27 protein-coding genes and 1 pseudogene are annotated in these 25,775 nt (G+C 54.2%); 26 read left to right on the top strand and 2 right to left on the bottom strand.

The window, feature by feature from the left end; genetic code table 11:
- The first annotated feature begins 23 nt into the window (after window positions 1-23).
- The 18 genes and pseudogenes from FLT43_RS05630 to FLT43_RS05545 all read left to right on the top strand — a co-directional run bounded on the left by FLT43_RS05630 (window position 24) and on the right by FLT43_RS05545 (window position 17,173).
- Entirely contained in the window at window positions 24-1,265 is a 1,242-nt protein-coding gene (locus FLT43_RS05630) for a bifunctional 3,4-dihydroxy-2-butanone-4-phosphate synthase/GTP cyclohydrolase II (protein WP_087442632.1), read from the top strand.
- Window positions 1,266-1,313: 48 nt separating this feature from the next.
- Window positions 1,314-1,781: a 6,7-dimethyl-8-ribityllumazine synthase gene (gene ribH, locus FLT43_RS05625; RefSeq protein WP_006676815.1), complete on the top strand. Its 468-nt coding sequence runs from the start codon at window positions 1,314-1,316 to the stop codon at window positions 1,779-1,781.
- A gap of 82 nt (window positions 1,782-1,863) precedes the next feature.
- Window positions 1,864-2,658 (top strand): segregation and condensation protein A, encoded by a 795-nt coding sequence (locus FLT43_RS05620; RefSeq protein ID WP_087442633.1) that lies wholly within the window; start codon window positions 1,864-1,866, stop codon window positions 2,656-2,658.
- Complete coding sequence (scpB, locus tag FLT43_RS05615) at window positions 2,627-3,244, top strand: SMC-Scp complex subunit ScpB (RefSeq protein ID WP_087442634.1); 618 nt, start codon at window positions 2,627-2,629, stop codon at window positions 3,242-3,244. The genes FLT43_RS05620 and scpB overlap by 32 nt, the downstream gene beginning before the upstream one ends.
- A gap of 1 nt (window position 3,245) precedes the next feature.
- On the top strand, window positions 3,246-3,947 hold the full coding sequence (locus FLT43_RS05610; protein WP_087442635.1) for a metal-dependent hydrolase: 702 nt from the start codon (window positions 3,246-3,248) through the stop codon (window positions 3,945-3,947).
- Window positions 3,928-4,134, top strand: coding sequence for a hypothetical protein (locus FLT43_RS05605; RefSeq protein ID WP_087442636.1), 207 nt, complete (start codon window positions 3,928-3,930; stop codon window positions 4,132-4,134). Before FLT43_RS05610 ends, FLT43_RS05605 begins: the two co-directional genes overlap by 20 nt.
- Window positions 4,135-4,184: 50 nt before the next feature.
- Complete coding sequence (locus FLT43_RS05600; RefSeq protein ID WP_087442637.1) at window positions 4,185-4,889, top strand: DUF2953 domain-containing protein; 705 nt, start codon at window positions 4,185-4,187, stop codon at window positions 4,887-4,889.
- 129 nt (window positions 4,890-5,018) lie between these two features.
- Window positions 5,019-5,459: a GerW family sporulation protein gene (gene ytfJ, locus FLT43_RS05595; protein WP_087442638.1), complete on the top strand. Its 441-nt coding sequence runs from the start codon at window positions 5,019-5,021 to the stop codon at window positions 5,457-5,459.
- A 228-nt stretch (window positions 5,460-5,687) separates the two neighbouring features.
- Window positions 5,688-6,923 (top strand): D-alanyl-D-alanine carboxypeptidase family protein, encoded by a 1,236-nt coding sequence (locus tag FLT43_RS05590; protein WP_087442639.1) that lies wholly within the window; start codon window positions 5,688-5,690, stop codon window positions 6,921-6,923.
- A 41-nt stretch (window positions 6,924-6,964) separates the two neighbouring features.
- Window positions 6,965-7,609: a nucleoside recognition domain-containing protein gene (locus FLT43_RS05585; RefSeq protein WP_087442640.1), complete on the top strand. Its 645-nt coding sequence runs from the start codon at window positions 6,965-6,967 to the stop codon at window positions 7,607-7,609.
- A gap of 81 nt (window positions 7,610-7,690) precedes the next feature.
- Entirely contained in the window at window positions 7,691-8,224 is a 534-nt protein-coding gene (locus tag FLT43_RS05580) for a spore maturation protein (protein ID WP_087442641.1), read from the top strand.
- A gap of 458 nt (window positions 8,225-8,682) precedes the next feature.
- Window positions 8,683-9,884 (top strand): annotated as a pseudogene (locus FLT43_RS05575) (IS256 family transposase).
- Window positions 9,885-10,486: 602 nt separating this feature from the next.
- Entirely contained in the window at window positions 10,487-11,230 is a 744-nt protein-coding gene (locus tag FLT43_RS05570) for a pseudouridine synthase (RefSeq protein ID WP_087441972.1), read from the top strand.
- Between the two features lie 239 nt (window positions 11,231-11,469).
- Window positions 11,470-11,994, top strand: coding sequence for a redoxin domain-containing protein (locus FLT43_RS05565; protein ID WP_087441971.1), 525 nt, complete (start codon window positions 11,470-11,472; stop codon window positions 11,992-11,994).
- 26 nt (window positions 11,995-12,020) lie between these two features.
- Window positions 12,021-13,685, top strand: a complete 1,665-nt coding sequence (gene resB, locus FLT43_RS05560) for a cytochrome c biogenesis protein ResB (protein WP_087441970.1) — start codon at window positions 12,021-12,023, stop codon at window positions 13,683-13,685.
- Window positions 13,682-14,935 carry a cytochrome c biogenesis protein CcsA gene (gene ccsA / locus FLT43_RS05555; protein WP_087441969.1) on the top strand — a complete coding sequence of 418 codons (1,254 nt, stop codon included), beginning with the start codon at window positions 13,682-13,684 and terminating at the stop codon, window positions 14,933-14,935. Before resB ends, ccsA begins: the two co-directional genes overlap by 4 nt.
- An 80-nt stretch (window positions 14,936-15,015) precedes the next feature.
- Complete coding sequence (locus tag FLT43_RS05550) at window positions 15,016-15,732, top strand: response regulator transcription factor (protein WP_087441968.1); 717 nt, start codon at window positions 15,016-15,018, stop codon at window positions 15,730-15,732.
- 1 nt (window position 15,733) lies between these two features.
- Window positions 15,734-17,173: a sensor histidine kinase gene (locus FLT43_RS05545; protein ID WP_087441967.1), complete on the top strand. Its 1,440-nt coding sequence runs from the start codon at window positions 15,734-15,736 to the stop codon at window positions 17,171-17,173.
- Between the two features lie 157 nt (window positions 17,174-17,330).
- Here the strand turns inward: FLT43_RS05545 and serA are convergent, their stop codons facing one another.
- Window positions 17,331-18,917, bottom strand: coding sequence for a phosphoglycerate dehydrogenase (gene serA, locus FLT43_RS05540; protein ID WP_087441966.1), 1,587 nt, complete (start codon window positions 18,915-18,917; stop codon window positions 17,331-17,333).
- A 413-nt stretch (window positions 18,918-19,330) separates the two neighbouring features.
- Complete coding sequence (locus tag FLT43_RS05535) at window positions 19,331-19,822, bottom strand: inorganic diphosphatase (RefSeq protein ID WP_087441965.1); 492 nt, start codon at window positions 19,820-19,822, stop codon at window positions 19,331-19,333.
- Window positions 19,823-20,029: 207 nt separating this feature from the next.
- On the opposite strand from FLT43_RS05535, the gene FLT43_RS05530 reads away from it, so the two are divergent.
- From FLT43_RS05530 to FLT43_RS29235, 8 genes are all read left to right on the top strand, one after another.
- Window positions 20,030-20,620, top strand: a complete 591-nt coding sequence (locus FLT43_RS05530; RefSeq protein ID WP_087441964.1) for a CPBP family intramembrane glutamic endopeptidase — start codon at window positions 20,030-20,032, stop codon at window positions 20,618-20,620.
- Entirely contained in the window at window positions 20,617-21,012 is a 396-nt protein-coding gene (locus tag FLT43_RS05525) for a hypothetical protein (RefSeq protein WP_087441963.1), read from the top strand. Before FLT43_RS05530 ends, FLT43_RS05525 begins: the two co-directional genes overlap by 4 nt.
- A 6-nt stretch (window positions 21,013-21,018) precedes the next feature.
- Entirely contained in the window at window positions 21,019-21,828 is an 810-nt protein-coding gene (locus FLT43_RS05520) for a metallophosphoesterase (protein WP_087441962.1), read from the top strand.
- Window positions 21,829-21,963: 135 nt separating this feature from the next.
- Entirely contained in the window at window positions 21,964-22,398 is a 435-nt protein-coding gene (locus FLT43_RS05515) for a DNA-directed RNA polymerase (RefSeq protein WP_087441996.1), read from the top strand.
- 265 nt (window positions 22,399-22,663) lie between these two features.
- On the top strand, window positions 22,664-23,284 hold the full coding sequence (locus tag FLT43_RS05510) for a genetic competence negative regulator (RefSeq protein ID WP_087441961.1): 621 nt from the start codon (window positions 22,664-22,666) through the stop codon (window positions 23,282-23,284).
- Window positions 23,285-23,458: 174 nt separating this feature from the next.
- Window positions 23,459-24,709, top strand: coding sequence for a Glu/Leu/Phe/Val family dehydrogenase (locus FLT43_RS05505; protein WP_087441960.1), 1,251 nt, complete (start codon window positions 23,459-23,461; stop codon window positions 24,707-24,709).
- 65 nt (window positions 24,710-24,774) lie between these two features.
- Window positions 24,775-25,488 (top strand): glutamic-type intramembrane protease PrsW, encoded by a 714-nt coding sequence (prsW, locus tag FLT43_RS05500; RefSeq protein ID WP_087441995.1) that lies wholly within the window; start codon window positions 24,775-24,777, stop codon window positions 25,486-25,488.
- A gap of 119 nt (window positions 25,489-25,607) precedes the next feature.
- Window positions 25,608-25,757, top strand: coding sequence for a hypothetical protein (locus FLT43_RS29235; protein WP_006285250.1), 150 nt, complete (start codon window positions 25,608-25,610; stop codon window positions 25,755-25,757).
- Window positions 25,758-25,775 lie beyond the last annotated feature (18 nt).

Genomic DNA, 25,775 nt, shown 5'->3' with positions numbered 1-25,775 from the left:
CAACATGCAAAGGGGGAAGAGCGATGAGTGAACAATTTCAGTTCGATACGATAGAGGACGCGATCCGAGACTTAATGGAAGGCAAAGTGATCATCGTCGTCGATGACGAGGATCGTGAGAACGAAGGCGACTTCCTGACGCTGGCCGACAAGGCGACGCCGGATGCGATCAACTTCATGATAACCGAGGGCCGAGGGCTCGTCTGCGTGCCGATAACGCCCGAGCGGGCAGAAGAGCTGGATCTGCCGCCGATGGTTACGCATAACACCGATAATCACGGGACGGCGTTCACGGTGTCGATCGACCATGTCGAGACATCGACAGGCATCTCGGCTTATGAGCGCTCGCTGACGATTCAGAAGATGCTCGATCCGCAGGCGCAAGCCGCAGACTTCCGCCGTCCGGGCCACATCTTCCCGCTTATCGCGAAGCGGGGCGGCGTGCTGCGCCGCGCAGGCCATACCGAAGCGGCCGTCGACCTGGCCCGCCTGTGCGGAGCGCCGCCGGCGGGGGTCATCTGCGAGGTGATTAAGGAAGACGGGACGATGGCGCGGCTGCCAGATCTGATAGAGATCAAGCAGAAGCACGGCTTGAAGCTCATTTGCATCAAAGATCTGATTCATTATCGCAATGAGAAAGAGAATCTGGTCCGGCGCGAAGTCGAAGTCAACATGCCTACCGACTTCGGCGTGTTCCGGGCGATCGCTTACACGAACGAGGTCGACAACAAGGAGCATGTCGCCTTGGTCAAGGGCGAGGTCGATGGCACGAAGCCGGTGCTGGTCCGCGTCCATTCCGAATGTCTGACCGGGGATGTGTTCCATTCGCACCGCTGCGACTGCGGGCCTCAATTCGCGGCCGCATTGCGCGCGATCGAGCGGGAAGGGAACGGCGTTCTCCTCTATATGCGGCAGGAAGGCCGGGGGATCGGCCTCATTAATAAGCTGAAAGCGTACAAGCTTCAGGAACAAGGCCTGGATACGGTCGACGCGAACTTGAAGCTCGGGTTCCCGGCGGATCTGCGGGATTACGGCATCGGCGCGCAGATTTTGAAGGATCTCGGTGTCCGCCACATCCGGCTCATGACGAACAATCCCCGCAAAATCAAAGGGCTCGAAGGCTACGGCCTTGAAATTGTCGAGCGGGTGCCGATTCAGATGCAGGAAAACGAAGACAATACGCGTTATCTGCATACGAAGGCAGCGAAGCTCGGACATATGCTCGTATTCGATGATATCGAGCAGAATGAACAAATCGAATCCTGAATCGCAAGCTAGTCACAGCAAACTATATTCCATCGGGAGGTTTTACCTATGCCACATGTATTTGAAGGTCATTTAGTATCGGAAGGGTTAAAATATGGCATCGTCGCCGGACGCTTCAATGAATTCATCGTCTCCAAGCTGCTGTCGGGCGCGCTGGACGCGCTGAAGCGCCACGGCGTGAAGGATGAGGAGATCTCTGTCGCCTGGGTTCCCGGCGCGTTCGAGATTCCGCTCATCGCCCAGAAAATGGCGGAAAGCGGCAAATATGACGCGGTGATCACGTTGGGCGCCGTCATTCGCGGATCTACGCCGCATTTTGACTATGTGTGCAGCGAGACAGCCAAAGGGGTCGCCCAAGTCAATATGAAAACAGGCGTGCCAACCGTGTTCGGCGTGCTGACGACGGATTCGATCGAGCAGGCGATCGAGCGCGCAGGCACGAAGGCCGGCAACAAGGGCTGGGAAGCGGCCGCAACGGCAATTGAAATGGCAAACTTGACGAATCAGTTGAAATAGTGCTTATTTAATGTAGTGCCCTTTATAGAGGTACATGCCTTTATAATAGGGCGCTACATTTGTTTTTACGGGAGGAACGTTCGTGTCCGTCACTTACAAGCTGGAGCTGTTCGAAGGGCCGCTTGATCTGCTGCTTCACCTTATCGATCAGGCGGAGATTGCTATTCAGGATATCTCGATCAGCGAGATTACCGATCAATATATGAATTATTTACATAGCATGAAGGAATTGGAATTGGATATTACGAGCGAGTTTCTCGTTATGGCAGCGACCCTCTTAGCGATGAAGTCCCAACAGCTCTTACCAAAGCCGCCCGTCATGGAATGGGATGACGACATGATGGACTACGAAGAAGAGGAACTGGACCCGCGAGCGGAGCTGATCCGCAAGCTGGTGGAATACCGGAAGTACAAAGGAATCGCCGAGCATTTGCGGGAAAAGGAATCGGAGCGAAGCCTGCTGTTCACGAAGGAACCGGAGGATCTGACTCCGTTCATGCCGTCGAAGCCGTCGAATCCGGTGGAAGGGCTCCATGTGTCGGATTTGATTGAGGCCTTCCAGAAGGCGCTGCGCAAAGCATCCCGGCGCACGATGGTCGCCACGATTCACCGCGACGAGATTTCCGTGAAGGATCGGATACGCGATATCGTCACCGTTCTGCGGCCGGTGGGAAGGGGAGGCAAGCTGCTGTTCTCCAAGCTGCTGAGCGAGCAGTTGTCCCGCCACGAGGTGGTCGTGACGTTCCTGGCGGTGCTGGAATTAATGAAGTTGAAGCAGATTCGTTGTTTTCAAGATCGGGTATTCGATGAAATTGTGATTCAGTGGCAAGGGGATGTGGAAGACGATGGACTTTCAGACGTTGAAGTCGATTATTGAAGGGCTCCTGTTTATGGCGGGAGATGAAGGTTTAAATAGTAAGCAAATCGCAGAAATTACGAAACAGCGGCAGGAAATCGTCATGGAGGCGCTGCATGATTTGCAGGCGGACATGGAGCGTTCGAAGCGCGGGATCCAGATCGTGGCCATTGCCGGCATGTATCAACTGACGACGTTGCCGGATCATGCGCCTTATTTCGAACGAATGGCCTATTCGCCTTCCCGCTCGTCTCTGTCCCAGGCGGCGCTCGAGACGCTGGCGATCGTGGCTTACCGCCAGCCGATCACTCGCGTGGAGATTGAGGAGGTTCGCGGCGTCAAGTCCGATCGGGCCATTCAGACGCTCGTGAACAAAGATCTGATCGAAGAAACGGGCCGGGCCGAAGCGATCGGAAGGCCGATACTGTATGGCACGACGCGCGCCTTTCTCGACTATTTCGGGCTGGCAAGCTTGTCCGAACTGCCGGAAGCTTCGGCCTTCGAACAAAATGAAGGATTGGAGGAGGAGACGCAGCTGTTGTTCCAGAAATTAGAAGGACGGCAGCTGACGATTGAAGATGTGAACGAAGAAGGAGGAGAACGTTAAAATGCGAATTCAGTTTCATGGGCATGCCTGCGTCGAAATCGATACTGGGAAGCATCGGCTGATCATCGATCCATTTTTGACGGGCAATCCGTCCGCGAAGGCCACACCGGATCAGATTCAGGCGGATTATGTGCTGCTTACCCATGGCCATGGCGATCATATCGCAGACGCGGCGGACATTGCGAAGCGGAATGACGCCACCATCTTGGCCATCGTGGAGCTGGCCGATTACATGGAGCAGCAGGGCACGCGCGCTATCGGCATGAATCTGGGCGGGGGAGGCACATTCGACTTCGGTTCGATCAAATGGGTCAATGCCCTCCACAGCTCCTCGGTCACAGTGAACGGGCAGGCTCAATATTTGGGCAACCCGGCGGGAATCGTACTTAAGATGGATGGATTGACCGTGTACCACGCGGGAGATACCGCCTTGTACAGCGACATGAAGCTGATTGGCGAGCGGTATAAGCCGGACATCGCCTTTTTGCCTATCGGCAGCTTCTTCACGATGGATCCGGAGGACGCGCTCCTGGCCGCGCAATGGACCAAGGCGAAGGTCGTCATCCCGATTCATTACAATACGTTCCCGCCGATCGAACAGGACGGCGCGGCCTTCGTCACTCAACTGAAGCTTATCGGCATTCAGGGCATGGAGCTGACGCCAGGGGAATCGCTTGACACCAATGAATTGGAGCTGGGCTGAACCAAGCTGGCAGGAGCTGGAGGAGGCCTCGAGAGCAGCCGAACGAATGAAATGGATAATCGCTGAAATAAGCGGCATGAACAGCCCGCCAGCGGACGACGTCAGTCGATCTGCGGCGGGCTTTGCCGTGCCCGGCGTCCGCATCATCAATGATGCGATGGAACTTCCTGCATGTCTGATTGGATAAAAGGCCATAATACGGTTAGTTCAGGAAATCTTTCGGATCGGAGGCAGACTATGGGGATATGGATTATGGCCGGCATCGCAGCGATCATCGCCCTGCTGCTCTTCCTGATTCTCTTCTCTACGGTCGAATGCAAGCTGGTCATTCACAAAGCGGATAAGCATGAGCGGGTATTTCTTATTATCCGGGCCTTCTACGGTTGGATTCGCTGGCGGTACGAATGGCGTTCTATCCGCTTCATCAATATGGAGGAAGGCTTCGATCTGAAGCAGAAGAAGAAGGAGAACTTCGTCAGGACGAACCAGGATAAAACACGCCGGAAGGTGAACCGGGAGACTGTCGCCCGGTACATCAGACAGGCCAAGCGGCTGGCCCGGCATACAAGAGGCATCGTCGAGTGGGTTGAGGAGACATTGGACAAGGTGAAGTGCAGCCTGTTCATCTGGGAGACGGAGATCGGGCTTAGCGATCCAACCGGAACCGCCATCGTCACGGGCACGACCTGGTCCATTAAGTCATGGCTTGTCGGCAGGCTCAGCTATGCGCTTCGCTTTCAGGATGATCCGATTTTGGGAATCACCCCTCAGTTCCACCGCCCTTACTTCTCTACCCGCATCATCTGTATTGCCGAAATACGATTCGGCCATGTCGTTCGCTCGCTGGCGCGGCTTGCCGTCCGCATTGTGCGTGCCGAAGGCGGGATCGGCATGTGGCGGCGGACACTGGCGGACGCCGCTGCACGGAAAGTGCAGGGCTAGCCTATACATACTACGCTTTATTTGTGCACAAGCTATGGATGTGCAGGCCGTACCTAATGTGGGGATAGGTGTGGATAAAGCCGATATACGGCTTTTGGAACTTATATATCCGGAGGAGGACTCAAGGCAATGGCAGAACATCCTGTCGAAGGATTGATGCAAGCTGCGTTCGAAAATATCAAGGCCATGGTCGATGTGAACGCAATCGTTGGCGATCCCGTTCAGACCCCGGACGGCAGCGTTATTCTTCCGATAAGCAGAGTCGCTTTCGGCTTCGCTGCAGGAGGGAGCGACTTCCGGGTTGAGAAGCAGCGTTCCGGATCCGGGAATGGGCATGACGATCGGAAATCGTCTCATGCCCTGCCGTTCGGCGGGGGGAGCGGAGGCGGCGTGTGTTTGACCCCGATTGCGTTCCTTGTCGTAGGCCAGCAAGGCATCAACGTCGTATCGCTCGATAATCAGACCCATTTACTCGAACGGATTATCGATGTCACGCCAAACGTGCTTGACCGGATCGAAGCGATGTTCAAGCGCGACGGGCACGGCGGGCCGAATGAAGAAGAGGCGTGATATCGTCATGCGTGTCACATGCAGAAGCGTCAAGTTCGTCTGTCTTCCCCATCCGCTAGGCGATGTGCGAAGGAGGAGCGGGCTTGGCGCTGTTTGCCGTGCTGTCTTCGTCTTCTGTCGCATTTTATCTCGTCTGCTTCGTTATTTCTCGTCTCCTTCCGCATACCTGGAAGCAGACAAGCATACACATGGTAACAATTGGACTGGCATCACACAAAGGAGGACCCTATGATCCGATTCACCAATGCGGGATTCACCAAAAAGCTGCTGCTCATTAGTTCCGTGCTCCTTGTCCTTAGCCCGTTCAGCGAGGCGAGGAACGGAAGCGCGGGATTTTCCGATACTTCCGGCATGGTGGTGCAGGCTGAACCCGAACGCGAGCCCGAACGCCTTACCCAACGGATAAAGCCCCCGGCCATCCATGCCAAGGCCGCGGCGTTGATCGACGTCGCCAGCGGACGTATTCTGTATAGCCGGAATGGCGAAGCGCTGCTTCCGATGGCAAGCACGACGAAAATTATGACCGCCATCGTGGCGATTGAAACCGGGCAGCTGAGCGATGTGGTGAAGACGAGCAAGCGGGCCTTCGCCAAGGAAGGCTCCTCCTTGTACCTGCGCAGAGGCGAGGAAATGAGCCTCCACCATCTGCTGTACGGGCTGATGCTGCGCTCGGGCAACGATGCTGCCGTCGCGATCGCGGAGCATGTCGGCGGGTCTGAAGAAGGGTTCGTGTACATGATGAACGAGAAGGCCGAAATGCTTGGCTTGGACAAGACGCAATTCCGCAACCCGCACGGGCTGGATGCCGACGGGCACTACACGACGGCCAACGATCTTGCCCGGCTTTCCGCATACGCGCTTCACAATCCGACCTTTCAGGAGATCGTGCGCACGAAGGTGAAGACCGTGCCGAATCCGAATGACAATTGGGATTATAAATGGAGCAATAAAAACAAAATGCTGTATCTGTACGAGGGAGCCGATGGAGTGAAGACCGGCTATACGTCCAAAGCGCTTCGCTGTCTCGTCAGCTCGGCAACGAGGCACGGCCAGCAGTTGGCGGTTGTGACGCTGAATGACGGCAATGACTGGCTCGATCATTCCCGGTTGCTTGATTACGGGTTCTCGGCCTTTCCAAAAGTGCCGCTGGTCGCCAAGGGCGATAAGATCCAAGGCAATGAGCATCTTCAAGCTTCGGCCTCTGCCGCCTATCCGCTCGGAGCGGACGAGCGCGACCGGGTGAAGGCGTCCGTGCGGCTTATACCGGCGGGAAGTCTCGATTACCGGTTAGGCTATCGCGGATCGCTTCGGTATGAGCTGGATGGCAAGCCGCTGATTTCCGTCCAGCTGGAGGAAGCTGCGGCAGGCGGCGACGAGGCCGGGACAGGCAAGCCGGATACCGCCGCCGCCAGATGGTTCCAAGGGCTGCGGACTGCGGTAGGCTCGTTATTCCATGCGCGCTAATCGTCAGGGGAGGATGCCGGATGTTATAAGGGGGGAGAACGATGGTCAATGCAATATGGATGTTCATGCTGCTGGTCGGATTTATCGCGGCAGCTGCTCAAGGACGGATTGACGCGGTGACGGAGGCCGTTTTTGACGGAGCGAAGACCGGAGTTACGGTTAGCTTCGGTCTGATTAGCGTCATGGTGTTCTGGCTGGGGATGATGCGCATCGCGGAAGACGGCGGCCTGCTGGCTAAAGTCGCGAAGGCGTTAGGCCCGGTCGTCCGCTTTTTGTTCCCGGACGTACCGCCCAATCATCCGGCGCTCGGGTACATCATGTCCAACATGAGCGCGAATCTGCTCGGCTTGGGGAACGCGGCGACGCCGATGGGGATACGGGCGATGCAAGAGCTGCAGAAGCTGAATCCGGACAAGGACACGGCAACGCCGGCGATGTGCACCCTGCTGGCGATCAATACGTCCAGCATTACGCTGATTCCGACGACACTGATCGCGATTCGGATGAATTTCGGCTCGGCCAATCCGGCCGAGATCGTCGGCACGACGCTGCTGGCTACGATGGTAGCGACGCTCGCCGCGATTGCGGCCGATCGATGGTACCGTAACCGGGCTTCGGCCCGTCCGCCGAGCGCGACGGCCGGAACCGGCCGGACAGGGCTTGGCGTGCCGCCGATGCCTGATTAAGACCGGGCAGGCCCGGTCATGCGGGCAAGCGCCATTGGCTGAAGAGGGAATTCATTACTCGTTCGGAAAGGACGGCTGCTCATGTATGCTGTAGTGTCGCTTATTTCTGCATGGGCCATCCCGGCCATTATCGTCTTCATCCCTTTATACGCGTATTTCAAGCGCATCCCCGTCTATGAATCGTTCGTGGAAGGGGCGAAGGACGGCTTTCAGACCTCAATCAACATCATCCCTACGCTCGTGGGGATGATGGTTGCCATCAGCGTGTTCCGTGCCTCCGGGGCGATGGAGTGGATCGTCGGCTGGTTCGCTCCTCTGCTCAGTTGGTTCGGCGTTCCGAGCGAGGTGCTTCCGCTTGCCTTCCTGCGGCCGATAACAGGGGCGGGGTCGCTCGCTTTTACCACCGATCTGATTAAGACCTACGGCGCAGATTCTATGATCGGACGAATGGCCTCCACTATTCAAGGCAGCACGGATACGACGCTCTATGTGCTGATGGTCTATTTCGGTGCGATCGGCATTCGCAATGGACGCTATGCGCTCAAGGTCGGCCTGTTCTCCGATTTGGTCGGATTTGTGGCCGCCATTATCGTCTGTCTGCTCGTCTTCGGGTGAGATGGCGGACGCTATTTGATGAAATTCCCGCAAAAGTCAGGCCGTTGAGAAAGCCCAGGGGAATTTTCGGCACTTCATTTTTTATGTGGTGGATCTCGTCTCTCAGTAGAAAAAATCGATTTAAAACGCTATGGTGCGAAATCCAGAAAACGGCATGATTTCTCCAGACACGCCTATTCGGTAAGCGAAATCCTGCACAAATACAGCAATTCGATATGGATGTCTTTACCAGAAAAAGGAATCCTGCAAAACTGCAGGAATTTCACCTGTTTCGCTTCGACTTGAAGCAAAAGGGGCTAAAATGATGTAGATTTGCAGCAATTCCTCGGGATGTGGACTCATTGAGAGCTAAGTCCATATAATTGTGTAAAAAGCAAATGGCAAAAAAGAAGAGCCATAGCAAGGATCCTCGTATAGAATGAGGTTGTCGAGACAACATTCCGAAGGAGGATCTAGCTATGACTCAATACCAGATTACCCTAGATTCACAACTTTTGCATCAACTGTTTTTATCCGAATCAAGAGATGCCGGGATTGCGGCCCTATTAGAGTCCATCTTGAATCAAGTGTTGCAGGCACAAGCAACGGAACAGCTGAAGGCGGGGCACTATGAGCGCTCAGAAGAACGTGCAGGTTACCGTAATGGATCATACCCTCATCGGCTGACAACACGGGTGGGCCAATTAACCCTGCAAGTACCGCGTTTCCGCAACGGTCAGTTCTCTACGGAACTTTTTTCTCGGTACCAACGCAGTGAGCAAGCCCTTGTCTTAGCCATGATGGAGATGGTGCTCAATGGGGTGTCAACGCGAAAAGTAAGCAATATTACCGAAGAACTGTGCGGGACGGAGTTCTCTAAATCGACCGTTAGTGAGCTATGCAAACAACTGGATCCCTCGTAGAGGAGTGGAATAACCGAAAACTGGACAAGGCCTATCCCTTTCTTATTGTCGACGCCCTGTACGTCAAAGTCCGGGAAGACGGTCGTGTGCGCTCACGTGGCGTAATGATTGCAACAGGGATTAATGCGGAGGGCTACCGGGAAGTGCTTGGACTTACCGTAGATGATACCGAGTCAGCTGCAACGTGGGGAGCTTTCTTTACGCACCTCAAAAGTCGCGGGTTGCACGGTGTTGATGTCATTACCAGCGACCATCACGGTGGTTTGGTAAGTGCGATTCGGCAACATTTCCAAGGCGTAACCTGGCAACGGTGTCAAACCCACTTTATGCGTAATATTCTGGACGCTGCTCCTAAAGCATGCCGTGATGAATTGAAGGCCCATGTGAGGGCCATCTACGAAGCCGCGGACGAGACCAGTGCCCGTACACTGCTGAAGCGGACACAAGAAGCATTTGAAGACAAAGCTCCAAAGGCCATGAGGGTCTTGGAAGAGGGTTTTGACGATGCGACAGCGATCTTGGCACTTCCGGCTGCCTGTCGGATACGTACGCGCACCACAAATGCTGTAGAACGTCTAAATGGCGAGTTGCGGCGTCGAGAACGCGTCATTCGCATTTTTCCCAACCGAGCCTCTGTCCTTCGTCTTTTTGGAGCCTTGTTAATGGAGCAGGACGAAAAGTGGTCCGCCGGGAAAAAGTATATCGAGATGAAAGAGTACCATGAGTGGCGGAAGAAGCTCAACAGGCCTGCAGCTTAGGCATCTTTTTGCTCTGGCAATCTCATCGAGGATTTTACACATAAATTTGGACTTGACCTCATTGAGCCGAAATTCCTGTAAAATAGCAGTAATTCCCTCCACACGTTCAAGCCCCAGGAGGCAACGATGCCACCTGAATGCGAAGTTGCCTCCTCAAGGCAACGATGCCTCCAGGATCCGACGCGATCTCTTGGATCCCGTAAAATCAGGCCGTTGAGAAGTCCATGGGAATTTTTTGCTACCTCATTTTTTATAGGGCGGATCTCGCCTCTCAGTAGAAAAAATCGATTTAAAACGCTCTGAGTGCCAAGTTTTGATTGTGCTCCACCCCTTCGTAAAAAACAGGGGTTTTCCAACAGCCTGAGTTTTGCAGGATTCCCTGTAACGGAGTACACTTCATAAAGGAAAGGTGTATTTCTGCAGTTTTTCGGCAAGTCGAGCTTTGAGAATCAGGGGGCTGTCTCAATGTAGTAAAATACTACTTTTGGGACCGCCTCTTTGTCATGGATTTCGACAATATATGGATTTCGACAATATTTTGAACCTCCGGCTTGTGGTCTTGTTCACAAAAGGATATCATAGGTTTGAGGTGACAGACATCGATGGAAGAACGATTGCAAAAAATTATGGCAAACGCAGGGGTTGCGTCGCGCCGCAAATGTGAACAATTGATACTGGACGGGAAGGTAGAGGTTAACGGAGAGGTCGTGACCGCGTTAGGGGTCAAGGCGGATCCTGCGACAGACATCATTACCATGAACGGCAAGCCGATTACCGCGAATGCCAACAAAGTATATGCCGCCTTCCACAAGCCGAAAGGGGTCATTACGAGCATGTCGGACCCGGAAGGGCGCAAAACGGTGCTTGATTTCGTCAAGGGCATCGGAGGGCGGGTCTATCCGGTAGGCCGGCTCGATTACGATACGGAAGGGCTGCTGCTTCTGACCAATGACGGCGATCTGGCGAATATGCTCATGCATCCGCGCCATCATGTGGCGAAGACGTATCATGCGACCGTCAAGGGCATTCCGCATGGCGATCTGCTGGAGAAGCTGAGAGAGGGCGTTCAGCTCGAGGACGGCATGACGCAGCCGGCCGAGGTGGAATATCATGATGTCGATATGGAACGCAAGTCGGCCACGATCAGCATTACGATCTATGAAGGGCGCAACCGTCAGGTACGCCGGATGTTCGAAGCGATCGGGCATCCCGTCGTGAAGCTGAAGCGGGTTCAATTCGGCAACATCTTCCTGCAAGGAATTCCACGGGGAAAATTCCGGCACTTGACCAAATCCGAGGTCAACGAATTGAAGATGGCGATTAAAGCGAACCGCACAGATGCCTGAACCGATTCTTGAATCGGTTGGAACGAACCCGGCAGGTGTGGGGTTTGTTTCCCTTTGCTATGACACATAATTTTCATATTAAGGAAGAGGGGGCGCTCCACCAATGAATTATAATGATCGTGGATGGTGTGCGGAAATTGTAGCAACTCTTCTGCCTGATTGTGAAAAATGTCATAGAAATGAGTGTTCACAGAATCCGGTGAAAGCGGATTTTTGAACAACCTCTGGAAGGGGCGTAGATGATGGGGAAACGCAATAAGACAGTCCAAATCATTATTTTAGCGGGCATCCTTCTGCTCGGCGGCTTCGCTGTCAGTTCCGCCTTCAAGAAGTCGGAGACGCCGAAAGCCGGGGATGCGATACCGAACCTGACACTGCAGACGGTGCAGGGCGATCTGGTTCAGTTAAGCGATTACCGGGACAAGACGGTGGTCCTGAATTTCTGGGGATCGTGGTGTGAGCCTTGCGAACGGGAAATGCCCGCCTTGCAGAGCACGGCAGATAACTGGAAGGAACGCGGGGTCGAGGTTGTAGGCGTCAATGCGGGGGAAGATCCTCTGGTCGTCGAGAATTATATGAGAAAAGTGAACGTGGATTTCACGATGCTGCTGGATCAGAAGAGGAAGTCAATCAAGGCGTTCGGTATCGGGCCGATGCCGACCACGTTCTTCATTAAGCCGAACGGCAAAGTCCACGCCATCCATATCGGAGAATTATCCCCTGATCAGCTGAATGCTTATCTTCAGCAGATTACAGGTACATAACCGGGATATGGAAGGAGGGCAATGACGTGGCGTTTGTCAACACGAAATGTGAATGCGGGCATCAGAACGCCGTAGGAACGGTGCTGTGCGAAGCCTGCGGCAAACCGCAGAACGAGGAGCCCGGGGCCGATGCGGTGCTCGAAATGAGATATGACGGCGTCGCCCGCAAATCGCAAAAGGCGAATCCTTCATGGATTGACCGGATATGGAACTTCTTCTCCTCGGTCAAATTCGCGATCATCATTATTATCATAACGCTGATCGGTGCTTCTCTCGGAACGATTTATCCGCAGGAAAGCAATTTCATCTCGATCGACGCTGCGACCTACTACAAGCAAACCTATGGCACGCTCGGGCATATCTATTATTTGCTCGGCTTGTCCCATACGTATGAATCGTGGTGGTTCATTACGCTGCTCGTCATGATCGGGGCTTCACTCGTCATATGCAGTCTGGACCGGGTCCTTCCGCTGTACCGCGCCTTACATAAGCAAAAGGTTCGCAAGCATGAGCAATTCATAACGCGGCAGCGCGTCGCCTATCAGGGCGACATCAAGGAGGAGCCGGAGGCGTGGCTGGACACAATGTCGAACGCCCTCAAGAAGCGCGGCTACCGCATCGTCCGCGACGACGGGGCGCTGCTCGCGGAGAAAAACCGCTTTAGCCGTTGGGGGCCATATATTAATCATATCGGGCTAATCATCTTCCTGCTGGCGGTGCTGGCAAGAAGTATTCCGGGATGGCATATGGAGTATTATGCCGGCTTTCCGCAGGGAGAGCCGCGGGAGATTCCGAATACGCCGTATTATTTGCAAAATGATCATTTCACGGTCGAGTATTATTCGGAAGAGGAGATGCCGGAGCAATTCGTCAAGGAAGGCCGTGTGTTCGCGAAGCTGTTCGAGACGAAGGCGACCTTGTTCCGCTGTGTCGACAAGTGCGACGATCCGGTGGCGGAGCCGGTGCTGGAGAAGGTTCACCAGTATGATATCCGGGTCAACGATCCGTTGGAATACGACGGCATCTCGGCGTATCAATTCGATTTCGATCTGACGCCGAAGCTCGTGGCGGTCAAGCCTGAACTGCGGAATCCGGCTACCGAAGAAGTATACGGGCAATTCGAGCTGAAAGTGAACCGGACGGAACGCGAGTATAAGGTAGGGCCTTATACCCTGGAATTAACGAGCAAATTTATGGACTTTGGCTTGAACAGCAAAGGCGAGCCGGCGAATATGTCGCAAGAGCCGAATGCTCCCGCATTTATTTTCCTAATTAAGGGACCTGGCATACCGGATGAAGGGGAGCCTTATCTCTATTTCCCGCTGCAAAAAGACAAGGTCCGCTTCCAACAGGATGTCATCAACGGCAAGATGGCGGAGCGGTTCGAGCTGCGCGTGCCGTCGATGAATGATGTGACGATGTCCGAATCCATAAGCTATCTGACGGTTCGCAAGGATACGGCGATGCCGTTCATCTGGGTCGGAGCCGCCATCAGCATGATCGGTCTGATTATGGGCTTCTACTGGCAGCACCGCCGCGTGTGGCTGCGGCTGGATGGACAGAATCTGGCATTGGGAGCGCATACGAACAAAAATTGGTTCGGCTTGCGCAATGAAGTGGCACGAGCATTGGCGGCCGCCGATGTGCAGGTGGATTCCAAAATGATAGATCGTGGGGGGAATAAGGCTTGAATCTGCTACAATTTAGTCAGGATGCCTATTTGGTCGCATTTTTCTTGTTCTGCATCGCGTTCATTCTGTTCGTGTTCGCCCTGGGAGGCGGCAAATCCCAGCATTCCGGCCGCCGGGAGCGGAAGTGGGGAAAGATTGCGTTCGCCGTGACGATTATCGGCTTCTTGGCGCAGGCCGCCTACTTCTTCACGCGCTGGATTGGAGCAGGGCATATTCCGGTCAGCAATATGTACGAATTTATGTCCTTTTTGGCGATGATGATTATTGCCGCTTTCGTCGTGGTGTATCTGATATACCGTTCAACGGTGCTCGGCGTATTCGGGGTGCCGCTGGCTGTCATCATTATGGGTTATGCCTCTGTCTTTCCAAGTGAAGTCCAGCCGCTTATCCCGCAGCTAGATTCGATCTGGCTTTATATCCATGTAACAATGGTCGCGCTTGGCTACGCGTTCTTCGCGGTAGGCTTCCTGGCCGGGCTGCTGCACCTGCTGCGGTCCGTCCGCTGGAATGCCGGGGCGCCGCGCCGGCCGCAACGCTGGCTTGAGTTCACGATGGCCAGCATTGTCATCGTCGTCGGGTTCATCTCGATCGTGTTTATTTTCCGCGGGGCCGGATACGAGGTCATCATTGACCAGAAGGTGGAGAGCGTCAAGAACCGTCAAATTGAGACGAGACTGGAAAAGGTGACATATCAAATGCCGCCGCTGGTCGCTCCGTACAACAGCGATTCGGCTTCCTTGAAGAAGGTGCCGAGCTTTATCGGCATTTCGCTTCCGCTCATGGAAGCGCCAAGCTGGATGAAGGGGGTGCAGGCGGGGCGGAAGTTGAACACCGTCATCTGGTCGCTATTGGCAGGACTCGCGCTTTACGGCCTCATTCGTTTGCTTATTCGCAAGCCGATAGCGAAGTCGATTCAGCCGCTTGTCCGCGGCGTCGATCCGGAGCTGGCCGATGAGATCAGCTACCGCTCCATCGCGCTGGGCTTCCCGGTATTTACGCTGGGCGGGCTTATCTTCGCGATGATCTGGGCGCAGATTGCCTGGTCCCGATTCTGGGCCTGGGATCCGAAGGAGGTCTGGGCGCTCATTACGTGGCTTTTTTACAGCGCCTACCTGCATCTGCGCCTGTCTCGCAGCTGGATCGGGACGAAATCGTCCTGGCTTGCCGTCATTGGCTTTTTGATCGTTATGTTTACTTTGGTCGGAGTCAATCTTATTATCTCCGGGCTGCATTCCTATGCCGGAGTATAATCCGGGCAGCTGCGCATGCGACTGGACAGGACTGTTGTTCTGTCCAGTTACGCGTATAACCATTGGAAGGGGAGTCGTATATGTCTGAACAAGTGAATCGCATACTGGTAGTTGATGATGAAGAACGCATTCGCCGCTTGCTCAAAATGTATCTGGAGAAAGAGGGGTACACCATTGATGAGGCGGAAGATGGAGAAATGGCGCTCCGCAAAGCGGTAAGCGAAGATTATGATTTGATCCTGCTCGACGTGATGCTGCCGGGAATAGACGGCATCGAAGTATGCACGCGGCTGCGGCAGGTCAAGGCGACCCCAATCATTATGCTTACCGCGAAGGGCGAAGAAATGAACCGGGTGCAAGGGTTCGAGGTGGGGGCGGATGACTATGTCGTCAAGCCGTTCAGCCCGCGCGAAGTGATTTACCGGGTCAAAGCGGTGCTTCGCCGTTCGTCGGCGACGGCGTTCTTGACCAACGATCCGAAGACGAGCAACAATATCGTATTCCCTCATTTGGTTATCGAGCATGATGCCCATCGGGTAACGGCGGGCGGCCAAGAAGTGAGTCTGACGCCGAAGGAGTATGAGCTGCTTCACTATTTGGCGATATCTCCGGACAAAGTGTTCTCGCGCGAGGAATTGCTGAAGGATGTATGGAACTACGAATTTTTCGGAGATCTGCGGACCGTAGATACCCATGTGAAGCGTCTGCGCGAGAAGCTGAACAAGGTGTCGCCGGAGGCGGCGGCCATGATTACGACCGTATGGGGCGTCGGTTACAAGTTAGAGGTGCCTAAATAACGTGAAATTTTGGCGAAGCATTGTCGGAAAGCTATGGATGACCATCATCGGCCTCGTCGCCTTCGTCATGGCGACATTGGGCGTATATCTGCTGCCGTACATTGACAGCAACTTCGCGCATCCGAATGACATTAAGCAATTGTTCGTCTATACCGCGATTACCGGATTCTCGCTGACGACGTTCTTCGCGTTGTTCCTGTTCACGAAGATTACGCAGCCGCTCCGCAAGCTGAAGGAGGCCGCGGACACGATCCGGCAAGGAGAATATTCCACGAAGGTGACGATACGCTCCTCCGACGAGATTGGCGAGTTGTCGCGCACGTTCAACCATATGGCGGAGGAGTTGAAGCTGACGATTCAGGATCTGCAGCATGAGAAGGAGCATTTGGCGAGCGTGCTGCGGAGCATGACCGACGCGGTGATTACGTTCGACGCGGCCGGTCAGATGCTGCTCACGAATCCGCAGGGCGAAGCGATTCTGAACACCTGGAATCAGATGGAGTGGAACATTCAAGAGGAGGGGGCCGAATCTTCGGCGGTTCCCGATCCGTTGGAGCCTTATTTCCACACGGTCGTCAAGGAAGGAAAGGAAGTCACAGCGCGGGTACATGTGCAGAAGGAAGTATGGTCGGTCGTGATGGGCCCGCTCCATGCCGACAGCCGCGTACGCGGGGCGGTCGCCGTGCTGCGGGATATTACGGAGGAAGTCAAGCTCGAGAAGATGCGGACGGACTTCGTCGCCAATGTGTCCCATGAGATTCGCACCCCGCTCTCCATGCTGCAAGGGTACAGCGAGGCGCTGATGGATGATATCGCAGCCTCCCCGGAGGAACGGCAGGAACTGGTTCAGGTCATTCATGATGAATCGCTGCGCATGGGCCGCCTCGTCAAAGATCTGCTTGATCTGGCCAAGATGGAATCGGGCCATATGCAGATGCATTGGAACGAGACCGACCTGAATGAACTGATTCACCGCGTATACCGCAAATATACGGTGCTCGCGAAGGAACAGCAGATTCCGATCGTGCTGAAGCTCGAAGCGCATGATCCGGTACTGCCCGCCGCTGACGAGGATCGGCTGGAGCAGGTGCTGACCAATTTGCTGGACAATGCGATGCGGCATTCCTCGGCCGGCGAGGAAATCGGCCTCTCTACAAGCCGCGGTATTGCGGCCGACGGCGGCGAGATGCTCAGCATCGTCGTTCGGGACCACGGCCAGGGCATACCGTCTGAGGATCTCCCCTATATTTTCGACCGCTTCTACAAGGCGGATAAGGCCCGCAAGCGGGAAGCAACCGGCGGAACCGGATTGGGTCTGGCTATCGTCAAAAATATTGTGGAGGCCCACAAGGGCTCTATTCAGGTTCATAGCATTCAGGGCGAGGGGACAACGTTCACCATTCAACTCCCGATCCCGGTGTCACAAAAAGAGAACGCATGACGAAATGAGAAAACTCCCTTTTCCGCTTGGCGGAGAAGGGAGTTTTGTGTCGTGCGGCAATCCGCTAATGATGTCAGAGCAAGCCGGATTTTTTACTAAAATCTTGTTGTCCGTGGAACATGCCGCAATTGCTTGGCTTGATCCGGGCAACTTTTCGTTATAATACGATGACTTTCGCTTTATTGATGTCCGAATGGGCTTTCAGCTCCGCAAGGACATCCTGCGGCACCGACTTGTCTACGGACAGCACCATAATCGCGTCTCCGCCGGCGATTTTCCGGCCGACCTGCATCGTCGCGATGTTCACGCCGTTGTTGCCGAGCAGGGAGCCGACTAGTCCGATGACGCCCGGCTTGTCATGATGCGAGATTAGAAGGAGATAGCCTTCCGGCACCAAATCGACCGTATATTTGTCGATCTGGACGATCCGTTCTCCGTATCCGTTCAGCAGCGTGCCGGCTACGAGCCTTTCCTCGGTGCTGGTGCGCAGCTTGACCGTCAGCAGATTCGTGAAGCCTTTGGCGATATGGGATTTCTCCACCAAAATATGGATGTCGCGAACCTTGGCGAGATGCATCGAATTGACTTCGTTCACATCGGAGCCAAGATGGCGGGAGAGCACGCCTTTAAGAATGTGGCGCGTAATCGGCTGGGTATCCACCTCGGCCAGATCGCCGCAATAATTGACGACAATCTCCATGACAGGGCTTTTGGCCATTTGACCGGCGAATTGGCCCAGCTTCTCGGCGAGCTTGAAGTAAGGCTGGATCTTCTTCAGCACGCTTGGCGCGACCGGCGGCATATTCACCGCATTTTTGAACGGTTCGTTCCGCAAAATATGCAATACCTGCTCCGAGACGTCTACGGCCACGTTCTCTTGGGCCTCGACCGTCGATGCGCCCAGGTGAGGCGTAACAATGATCTTGGGATGACTCAAGAACGGATGGTCAGCCGCCGGCGGTTCTGCCTCGAATACGTCGAAGGCCGCTCCGGCTACGATGCCCTCGTCAATCGCTTCAATAAGCGCCCCTTCATCGATAATGCCGCCGCGAGCACAGTTGATGATGCGCATTCCCCGCTTCATCACTTCGAACTGCGGACGGGAAATCATATGGCGCGTCTCGTCGGTCAGCGGAGTATGGACAGTGATGAAATCAGCCGCGCGGATAATCTCGTCTACCGTGCCAAGCTTGACCCCAAGCTTCTCCGCCCGCTCGTCCGTCATGAACGGATCGTACCCGATGACTTCCATGCCGAACACCTTGGCGCGCTTCGCAACCTCGCTTCCGATGCGGCCCATGCCGAGCACGCCGAGCGTCTTGTTCATCAATTCAACGCCAAGGAATGATTTGCGGTCCCATACGCCGCTGATTGTCTTCACGTACGCTTGCGGAATATGGCGCGATAAGGCCATCATCATGGCGAAAGCATGCTCGCAGGTCGTGATCGTGTTGCCGTCCGGCGCATTGATAACGATGATCCCCCGCTTCGTCGCGGCTTCCAGATCGATGTTGTCGACACCGACACCGGCGCGTCCGATAACCTTGAGCTGCTTGGCGGCTTCCATGATGCGCGCCGTTACCCGCGTCTGGCTGCGAACGAGCAGGGCGTCGACATCGCCGATGATGTCGATCAGCTCGTCTTCCGACAATCCAGTCTTCTTCAGGACCGTCACATCCTGAGCGTCGACCAGCTGCTGGATGCCGAAATCGCTGATCGGATCCGATACGAGTACTTTAAACATGGATATCTCCTCCCAATATCTACATTATAGTTATCTATAAAAAAACTCCCGTCCGCATACTACGACCGTAGTAAGGGACGAGAGTCTTCTTCCGTGGTGCCACCCTTATTCGCCCGGCGCTTGTGCGCCAGACCTTGACCATCTCGGGAGCGAGATGCCGAGCGGTAACGGGCTCTAGCCGGTCGGACCTACGCACTTGCCTCCTGCAAGCTTCAGCACAACAACTCCGGAACGCTGGAACAGTATGGTCTGCCGCCGATTCCCACCACCCATCGGCTCTCTGGAGGCTTCTGCATCTGTTCTTTTCCTTCACCGTATTACATCATGAAATTTCATTTAATGTATCACGCTTCCTGATCGGTGTCAATAGGATGAAAAACGGCATAATATAGCGAAAACAGAAGTGAAAGCGGTTATTTGGATGCCTTGTATCGGACAATGCTCTGTTCGTACAGATTTTTAGCGAATTCGGCATCCTTCCAGCCTTCAATGGTTGTCTTCTTGTTCTCCAAATCTTTATAGACTTGAAAGAAGTGCGAGATTTCGCGCAAAAGATGCGGCGGTACGTCGTGCAGGGACTTGACTTCATTCCAGCGCGGATCCTTCGTTGGGACGGCGAGGAGCTTCTCGTCGCGGCCTTTGTCGTCCGACATGACGAGCACTCCGATGACGCGGGACTCGATGACGCAGCCCGGGAAAGTCGGGAAGGTGGTAAGAACGAGAATGTCAAGCGGATCTCCGTCCTCTGCCAGCGTACCGTTCAAATACCCGTATTCCGTTGGATAATGCATCGGAGAGTAGAGAACGCGATCGAGAATGAATCGGCCTTTTTCCTTGTCATACTCATATTTGTTTTGGCTTCCAGCAGGAATTTCGATGAAAGCCTCTACGACCAATTTGGACATACCGAGTTGCCTCCTTCATGACATGTTCGTTTTCGTCCGGACGGCGGGGTGGTAATCATTGCTAACTTTACCTATTGTAGAGGAAGTATCGAGCCGATTGCAATGGCTGAGGTTGTATCGAAGTCATTTTTTCTGATATGATTCATCTGTCGGTTCGTCGCAACTTTAGTTGCATCTTCGTGTATATATCGGTAAGGCAGGGATTAAATGAAACAGAAATGGAATCAATTTAAAGAACGGCAGGTTCGTGTTCACGAACTCGACGATCGCCTTCTGCTTCTTAACCTGTATCTGACGCAAGGCTTGACCCTATTGGCAGCATTGATATGGATATGGCTGCAGGGCAGAAATCCGTTCGCCCTGCTGGTGCTGCCGGAAGGATGGCAGTGGCTGTGGTGGGGTGCTGGATTGGCGGTCGCCGTCGTGCTCATCGATATTGCCGTATCGCAATTCATGCCGGAGGAAATGACAGACGACGGGGGCATGAACGAGAAGCTGTTCGGCAAGCGGCCAGTGTGGCATATTGTCGTCATTTGTCTTATTGTGGGCATATGTGAAGAACTGCTGTTCCGGGGGGCGGTACAGTATGCTTTTGGCCCGTACTGGACCAGTATTTTGTTCGCCGCGATCCATGTCCGCTATTTGCGCCATTGGCTGCCGACACTGATGGTATTTCTTATCAGCTATGCGCTTGGAACCGTCTACGAATGGACGGGAACATTGTGGGCGCCTATTGCGGCTCACTTTTTCATTGATTTGATTATGGGACTTATTTTACGCTTTCGGAGGGAATTATGAGCGAGAAGCGGCCTGACCCGTCATTCCGCGGGTTCACTCGCAGATCTGCGGCCCCCGACATGGAAGACAGTCCGGCGCTCACTGCGCTGCGCCGGCTGCGGGAAGATTCGGCGCCCAAGGCTTCCGCATCAGGCAAGGAGGCAGCCGGGTCCCATCCAGACACCACGACAACAGCACCGAAGCATCAGGGAGACGAACCGGGAGAACATGCGGGGGCTCTCCTTGATGAGGAAGAGGATGAAGATCGTTATTTGCCATCCCGCAAAGAATTGCATCCTTCCAACTACGCAAAAATTACGCAATGGTTTTATAATATATTGTTTTTGCTGTTTATCGGGCTTTTAATCGCGCTCTTCTTGTGGGGGCGGCATAAGATGGCGTTGGAGGGATAATTCGCCATGATTGCTGTGATCGGTCTTGTTGTACTGGGCTTCTGTGCCGTTACGGGCTACATGTTGCGGGAAGCGAGCGGTTGTAACATAGTAGAAGAGGAAGTGTCGTTAATGCGGCTGCCGTCATCTTTCGACGGCACCCGCTTGTTTTTTATTTCCGATATTCATCGGCGGACCATTACCGAGCGGGAGCTGGCGGCTCTGCTGCAGCATAGCAAGGCGGATCTCGTCATTGTTGGTGGCGATATGACGGAAGCCGGCGTTCCGCTCGAACGGTGCAGACATAACATACGGATGCTGTCTCGCCTTGGGCCGGTCGTTGCCGTTCATGGCAATCATGATTACAACACCGATATCCGCAGGCTTGACGATATGCTGAGGGAATTGGGCGTGAAGCTGCTGGACAATGAAGCTATCCGCCTAGAGCGGGACGGAGCGGGGATATGGCTGGTCGGCTGGGATGACTTCAGTACGGGAAGAACGAACGTCAAGCTCAGTATGCTTGACGTCCGGGAGCGGCCGGGGTGCACCATCGTCGTTACTCATGATCCGCTCTCCCTTCGCCGCGAGAATATGGAGGGCATCGATTTGGTCTTGTCCGGACATACTCATGGGGGACAAATTTGCTTGCCCGGGTTCGGACCTATCCGGACAGGGAAGTTTTACCGCCAATACTTGGCTGGCTGGTATGCGTTCGCTGGCAAGGACGGACACCGCACACGATTGTTCATCAGCAGGGGATATGGGACCTCGCATGCCCCTGTTCGCTTGTGCAGCCCGCCGGAGGTTCATTTCATTACGCTTCGGGCACGTTGACAAGCAAGGGACGGATCTGGCGGTACCGGCGATGGCCTATCCCATTGTTTCCTGAATTTATTGCGCATGGTTCAGGTGGGCGGCGACCACACTAACTACTGAATCCTAATAATCGAGGAGGGAACAGCAGTGAATATGAGGGCATTTTTTACCGGGACGGCTCTCGGTGTAATCGCCGGCATGTATATGGCCGATCGCCGCTCGCTTGCGAACCTGCAGTCCAAGCTTCAGTTGGCTGGAGACGTGATGCAGGACGTGATGGGCAAAGCGAAAAACAAAATGATGGACTCTGCAATGATGTCCAATCTGGCTGACATGGGCAGCGCCATGACCAAAGCGGCCGGCCAATCGAACGCGAACGAGTTCAGCCTGGACAAAGTTAAGCAGCTGATCGATCGCGATCCGGAAGTCAAGCGCAAGGTTGACGCGATTCTGAGCGAGAACGGGCTGGCTCCGCTGCCTTCATCCATGAATTCTTCGGCTGCTTCCACGAGCGCCCATAACGCCTTGAAGACTTCGGTACAGCCGTTCGAGTCCAAATCGGATATGCAGGAGCAAGCCCGCCACTAATGGAATAGCAAGCAATGGCTGCACGATCATGCAGCCGATTCGGCCGTCTTGATCGAGCAACCGGCAACAAAAGCCGTCGAGCGTTCATCGACGGCTTTTTTGGGTATTTCCAGTACATACCTAAGAAGATGCGAACAGGCTATTTTATGTAGTGCAAAACATTTGAATTAATGATAACATGAGGTTACAAGGAACCATTTTCAGCACATATTATATGTTGCTTCATAATCTGTTATAACCGAAGTTGCAAAGGAGGGTCCTGTCCATGAAAATCGAACGTCTGAGTCAAGACAAAATTCGGGTTTTTCTTACGTTCGACGATTTGTCGGAGCGCGGGATCCAACGCGAAGATCTGTGGCGCGAGATGACGAAGCTGCAGGAGTTGTTCGCGGAAATGATGGACCAGGCTTACACTGAACTCGGATTCGACGCGACGGGACCGCTTGCCGTAGAAGTGTTCGCAATGCCTGCCCAAGGCATGGTCGTCATTGTAACCCGGACCCGCTGGGATGGCTCGGGGCATCATGCGAGCGGCGCGGATGAAGACGAGCTGGATGATGTGTATGAAATGGAAGTGACGCTGGAAGAGAGCGACACCATCGTTTTCGCTTTCCGCGATTTTGAGCATTTCATCGAGGCGGCCCATACGGTGAATACTAATTTCTCCGTCTCAGGGGCGCTGTACCAATATAATAATCAGTGGATATATTATGCGGAACCGGCGGATCTCGACTCTCACCGTCTGCAAGGTCTGGTCTCTATTCTTGCAGAGTACGGGGAAGCCGCATCCGTAACAGCCGCGGTTCTGGAGGAGTACGGAACCTGCATTCTCCCGGAGAATGCGATTTCTGTCATTTGCAGTCATTTCCCTCCTCGGCACGCCTAAATGGTTTCTGTTGATTAACAGGGAGCGCCCGCTTCGGAACGGAGCGAGTCCCCTGTTTTCATTTGTCATCATATGTCAGTCAGTATATTCAAGCTTGCTCTCATTGGACACTTCAATGTCCAGACACCCGGGTTCAATGAGTTTCTCTACTATAAACCTATGAGGTGAATAATGATGACCGCTATTGATCACAACTCCCTACTTGCTTCCACTCAGCTCGTAATTGAACAGGCCTTGCAGCGTCTGGGTTATGGACAAGATATGGTGGACCTGATGAAGGAGCCTCTTCGCATGCTGACGGTGCGGATACCGGTGCGCATGGATGATGGCAAAGTTCAGGTGTTCACCGGCTTCCGCGCCCAGCATAACGATGCAGTCGGTCCAACTAAGGGAGGCGTGCGCTTTCATCCGGATGTGACGGAAGAAGAGGTCAAAGCCCTGTCCATTTGGATGAGCTTGAAATGCGGAATTGCAGACTTGCCGTACGGCGGCGGCAAAGGCGGAATTATATGCGACCCGCGCCGGATGTCGTTCGGCGAACTGGAGCGGTTGAGCCGCGGATATGTCAGGGCGATTAGCCAGATGGTCGGTCCGAACAAAGACATTCCGGCGCCGGACGTTATGACGAACTCGCAAGTGATGGCATGGATGGTCGATGAGTACAGCCATATTCGGGAGTTCGACTCCCCGGGCTTCATTACAGGCAAGCCGATCGTGCTTGGAGGATCGAAGGGGCGCGAGACTGCCACAGCGCAGGGCGTCGTCATGATGATCTTCGAAGCGCTCAAGGTGCGCGGTATTGCGCTCAAGGATGCGCGCGTCATCGTGCAAGGCTTCGGGAACGCCGGCAGCTATCTGTCCAAGTTCATGCATGAAGCGGGAGCGAAGGTGGTCGGTATCTCCGATGTCAACGGTGCGCTTTACGATCCGGAAGGGCTAGACATTCCGGATTTGATAGACCGCCGGGATTCATTCGGAACCGTCACCAATCTGTTCAAGAATACGATCACGAACGAAGAACTGCTCGTGCAGCCTTGTGATATTCTCGTTCCGGCAGCGATTGAGAATCAGATTACCGAGGACAATGCCCATCAGATTCAGGCAAGCATTATCGTCGAAGCGGCCAATGGACCGACGACGATTGAAGCGACCAAGATTGTCACGGAACGGGGCATCCTGCTCGTGCCGGACGTCTTGGCAAGCGCCGGCGGCGTCATCGTATCTTATTTCGAATGGGTTCAGAACAACCAAGGCTACTATTGGAGTGAGGAAGAAGTTATGCAGAAGCTGCAACAGCTGATGACACAGGGCTTCAACAAAGTATATGAGACGCATCAGATGAAGCAAGTGGACATGCGGCTGGCCGCTTATATGGTCGGCGTGCGCAAGACAGCTGAAGCGGCGCGCTATCGGGGGTGGGTGTAAGTGTGGGCATAGTACCGGCTATCACAGCGATAGCCGCCAGCACTTCAGATACGGCCGTGCAGACGATGGAATCAACGACGCCGATACTGCCTTTGCTGACGGCCGCGATAGCCCCCGGCATTGCACTGTTGGTGTACTTCTATCTGAAGGACCGCTATGATTATGAACCGATTCATATGGTCGTGCGTGTGTTCCTGCTCGGATTTTTGATCGTCTTCCCGATTATGATTGTGCAGAACGGGTTGGTGAAGTGGTGGGGAGACAATCCGCTTGTAGCCTCCTTTGCCATTTCTGCTGGGGTGGAAGAGGCGGTCAAATGGTTCGTACTGTATCATATGATCTATAATCATATTGAGTTCGACGAGCATTATGACGGAATTTTATACGCCGTTGCAGTGTCTCTAGGCTTTGCCACCATCGAGAACGTCCTGTATGCTTGGATTAATCATTCTTCCTTCTCGCATTTGCTCCTGCGGGCGCTGCTGCCGGTATCGGGGCATGCGATGTTCGGCGTGATGATGGGCTACTATATGGGCAAGGCGAAGTTCACCAAGGACAATGGCGGACGGACCAGGCGATACCTGGCCTATTCCCTGCTAATCCCTCTTTTCTGGCATGGTATTTATGATCTGATATTGTTGACGGTGACACGTTACTGGATATGGTTTGTCGTACCGCTGATGATTTTTCTGTGGTACTACGGCATGGGCAAGGTGCGCCGGGCGAATGCCCGCTCGCCTCTGCATCTGGTGAAGCGGGAGGAAGAGATTAATATGTGAACCGGCAGGCAATACTGGCACATAGGAAGCAAGGGGCGATCCTTGCTGTTTCCTCTCCGAAGCGGGGTGTTCACAGCGACGTTGTGAGCACCTCTTACAGATGATGGAGGAGTGAGCGTGTGCGGGTAAAAGTAACCATTCGCTGCAACCGGTGCGGCGAGAAATTCGTGCTGCGCGGCAAGCGGGAAAAAGGCCGTGTGGAAACGGGCTTCAAACAATGTCTGTGCGACAACCGCGATAATTTTGAAGTCGAAGAAGAACCGATTTGATGGGAAAGTTGTCTGAAT

It is taken from the genome of Paenibacillus thiaminolyticus, assembly GCF_007066085.1.
In the GTDB taxonomy this organism is placed as follows: domain Bacteria; phylum Bacillota; class Bacilli; order Paenibacillales; family Paenibacillaceae; genus Paenibacillus_B; species Paenibacillus_B thiaminolyticus.
This window is presented reverse-complemented; position numbering and strand designations above follow the sequence as displayed.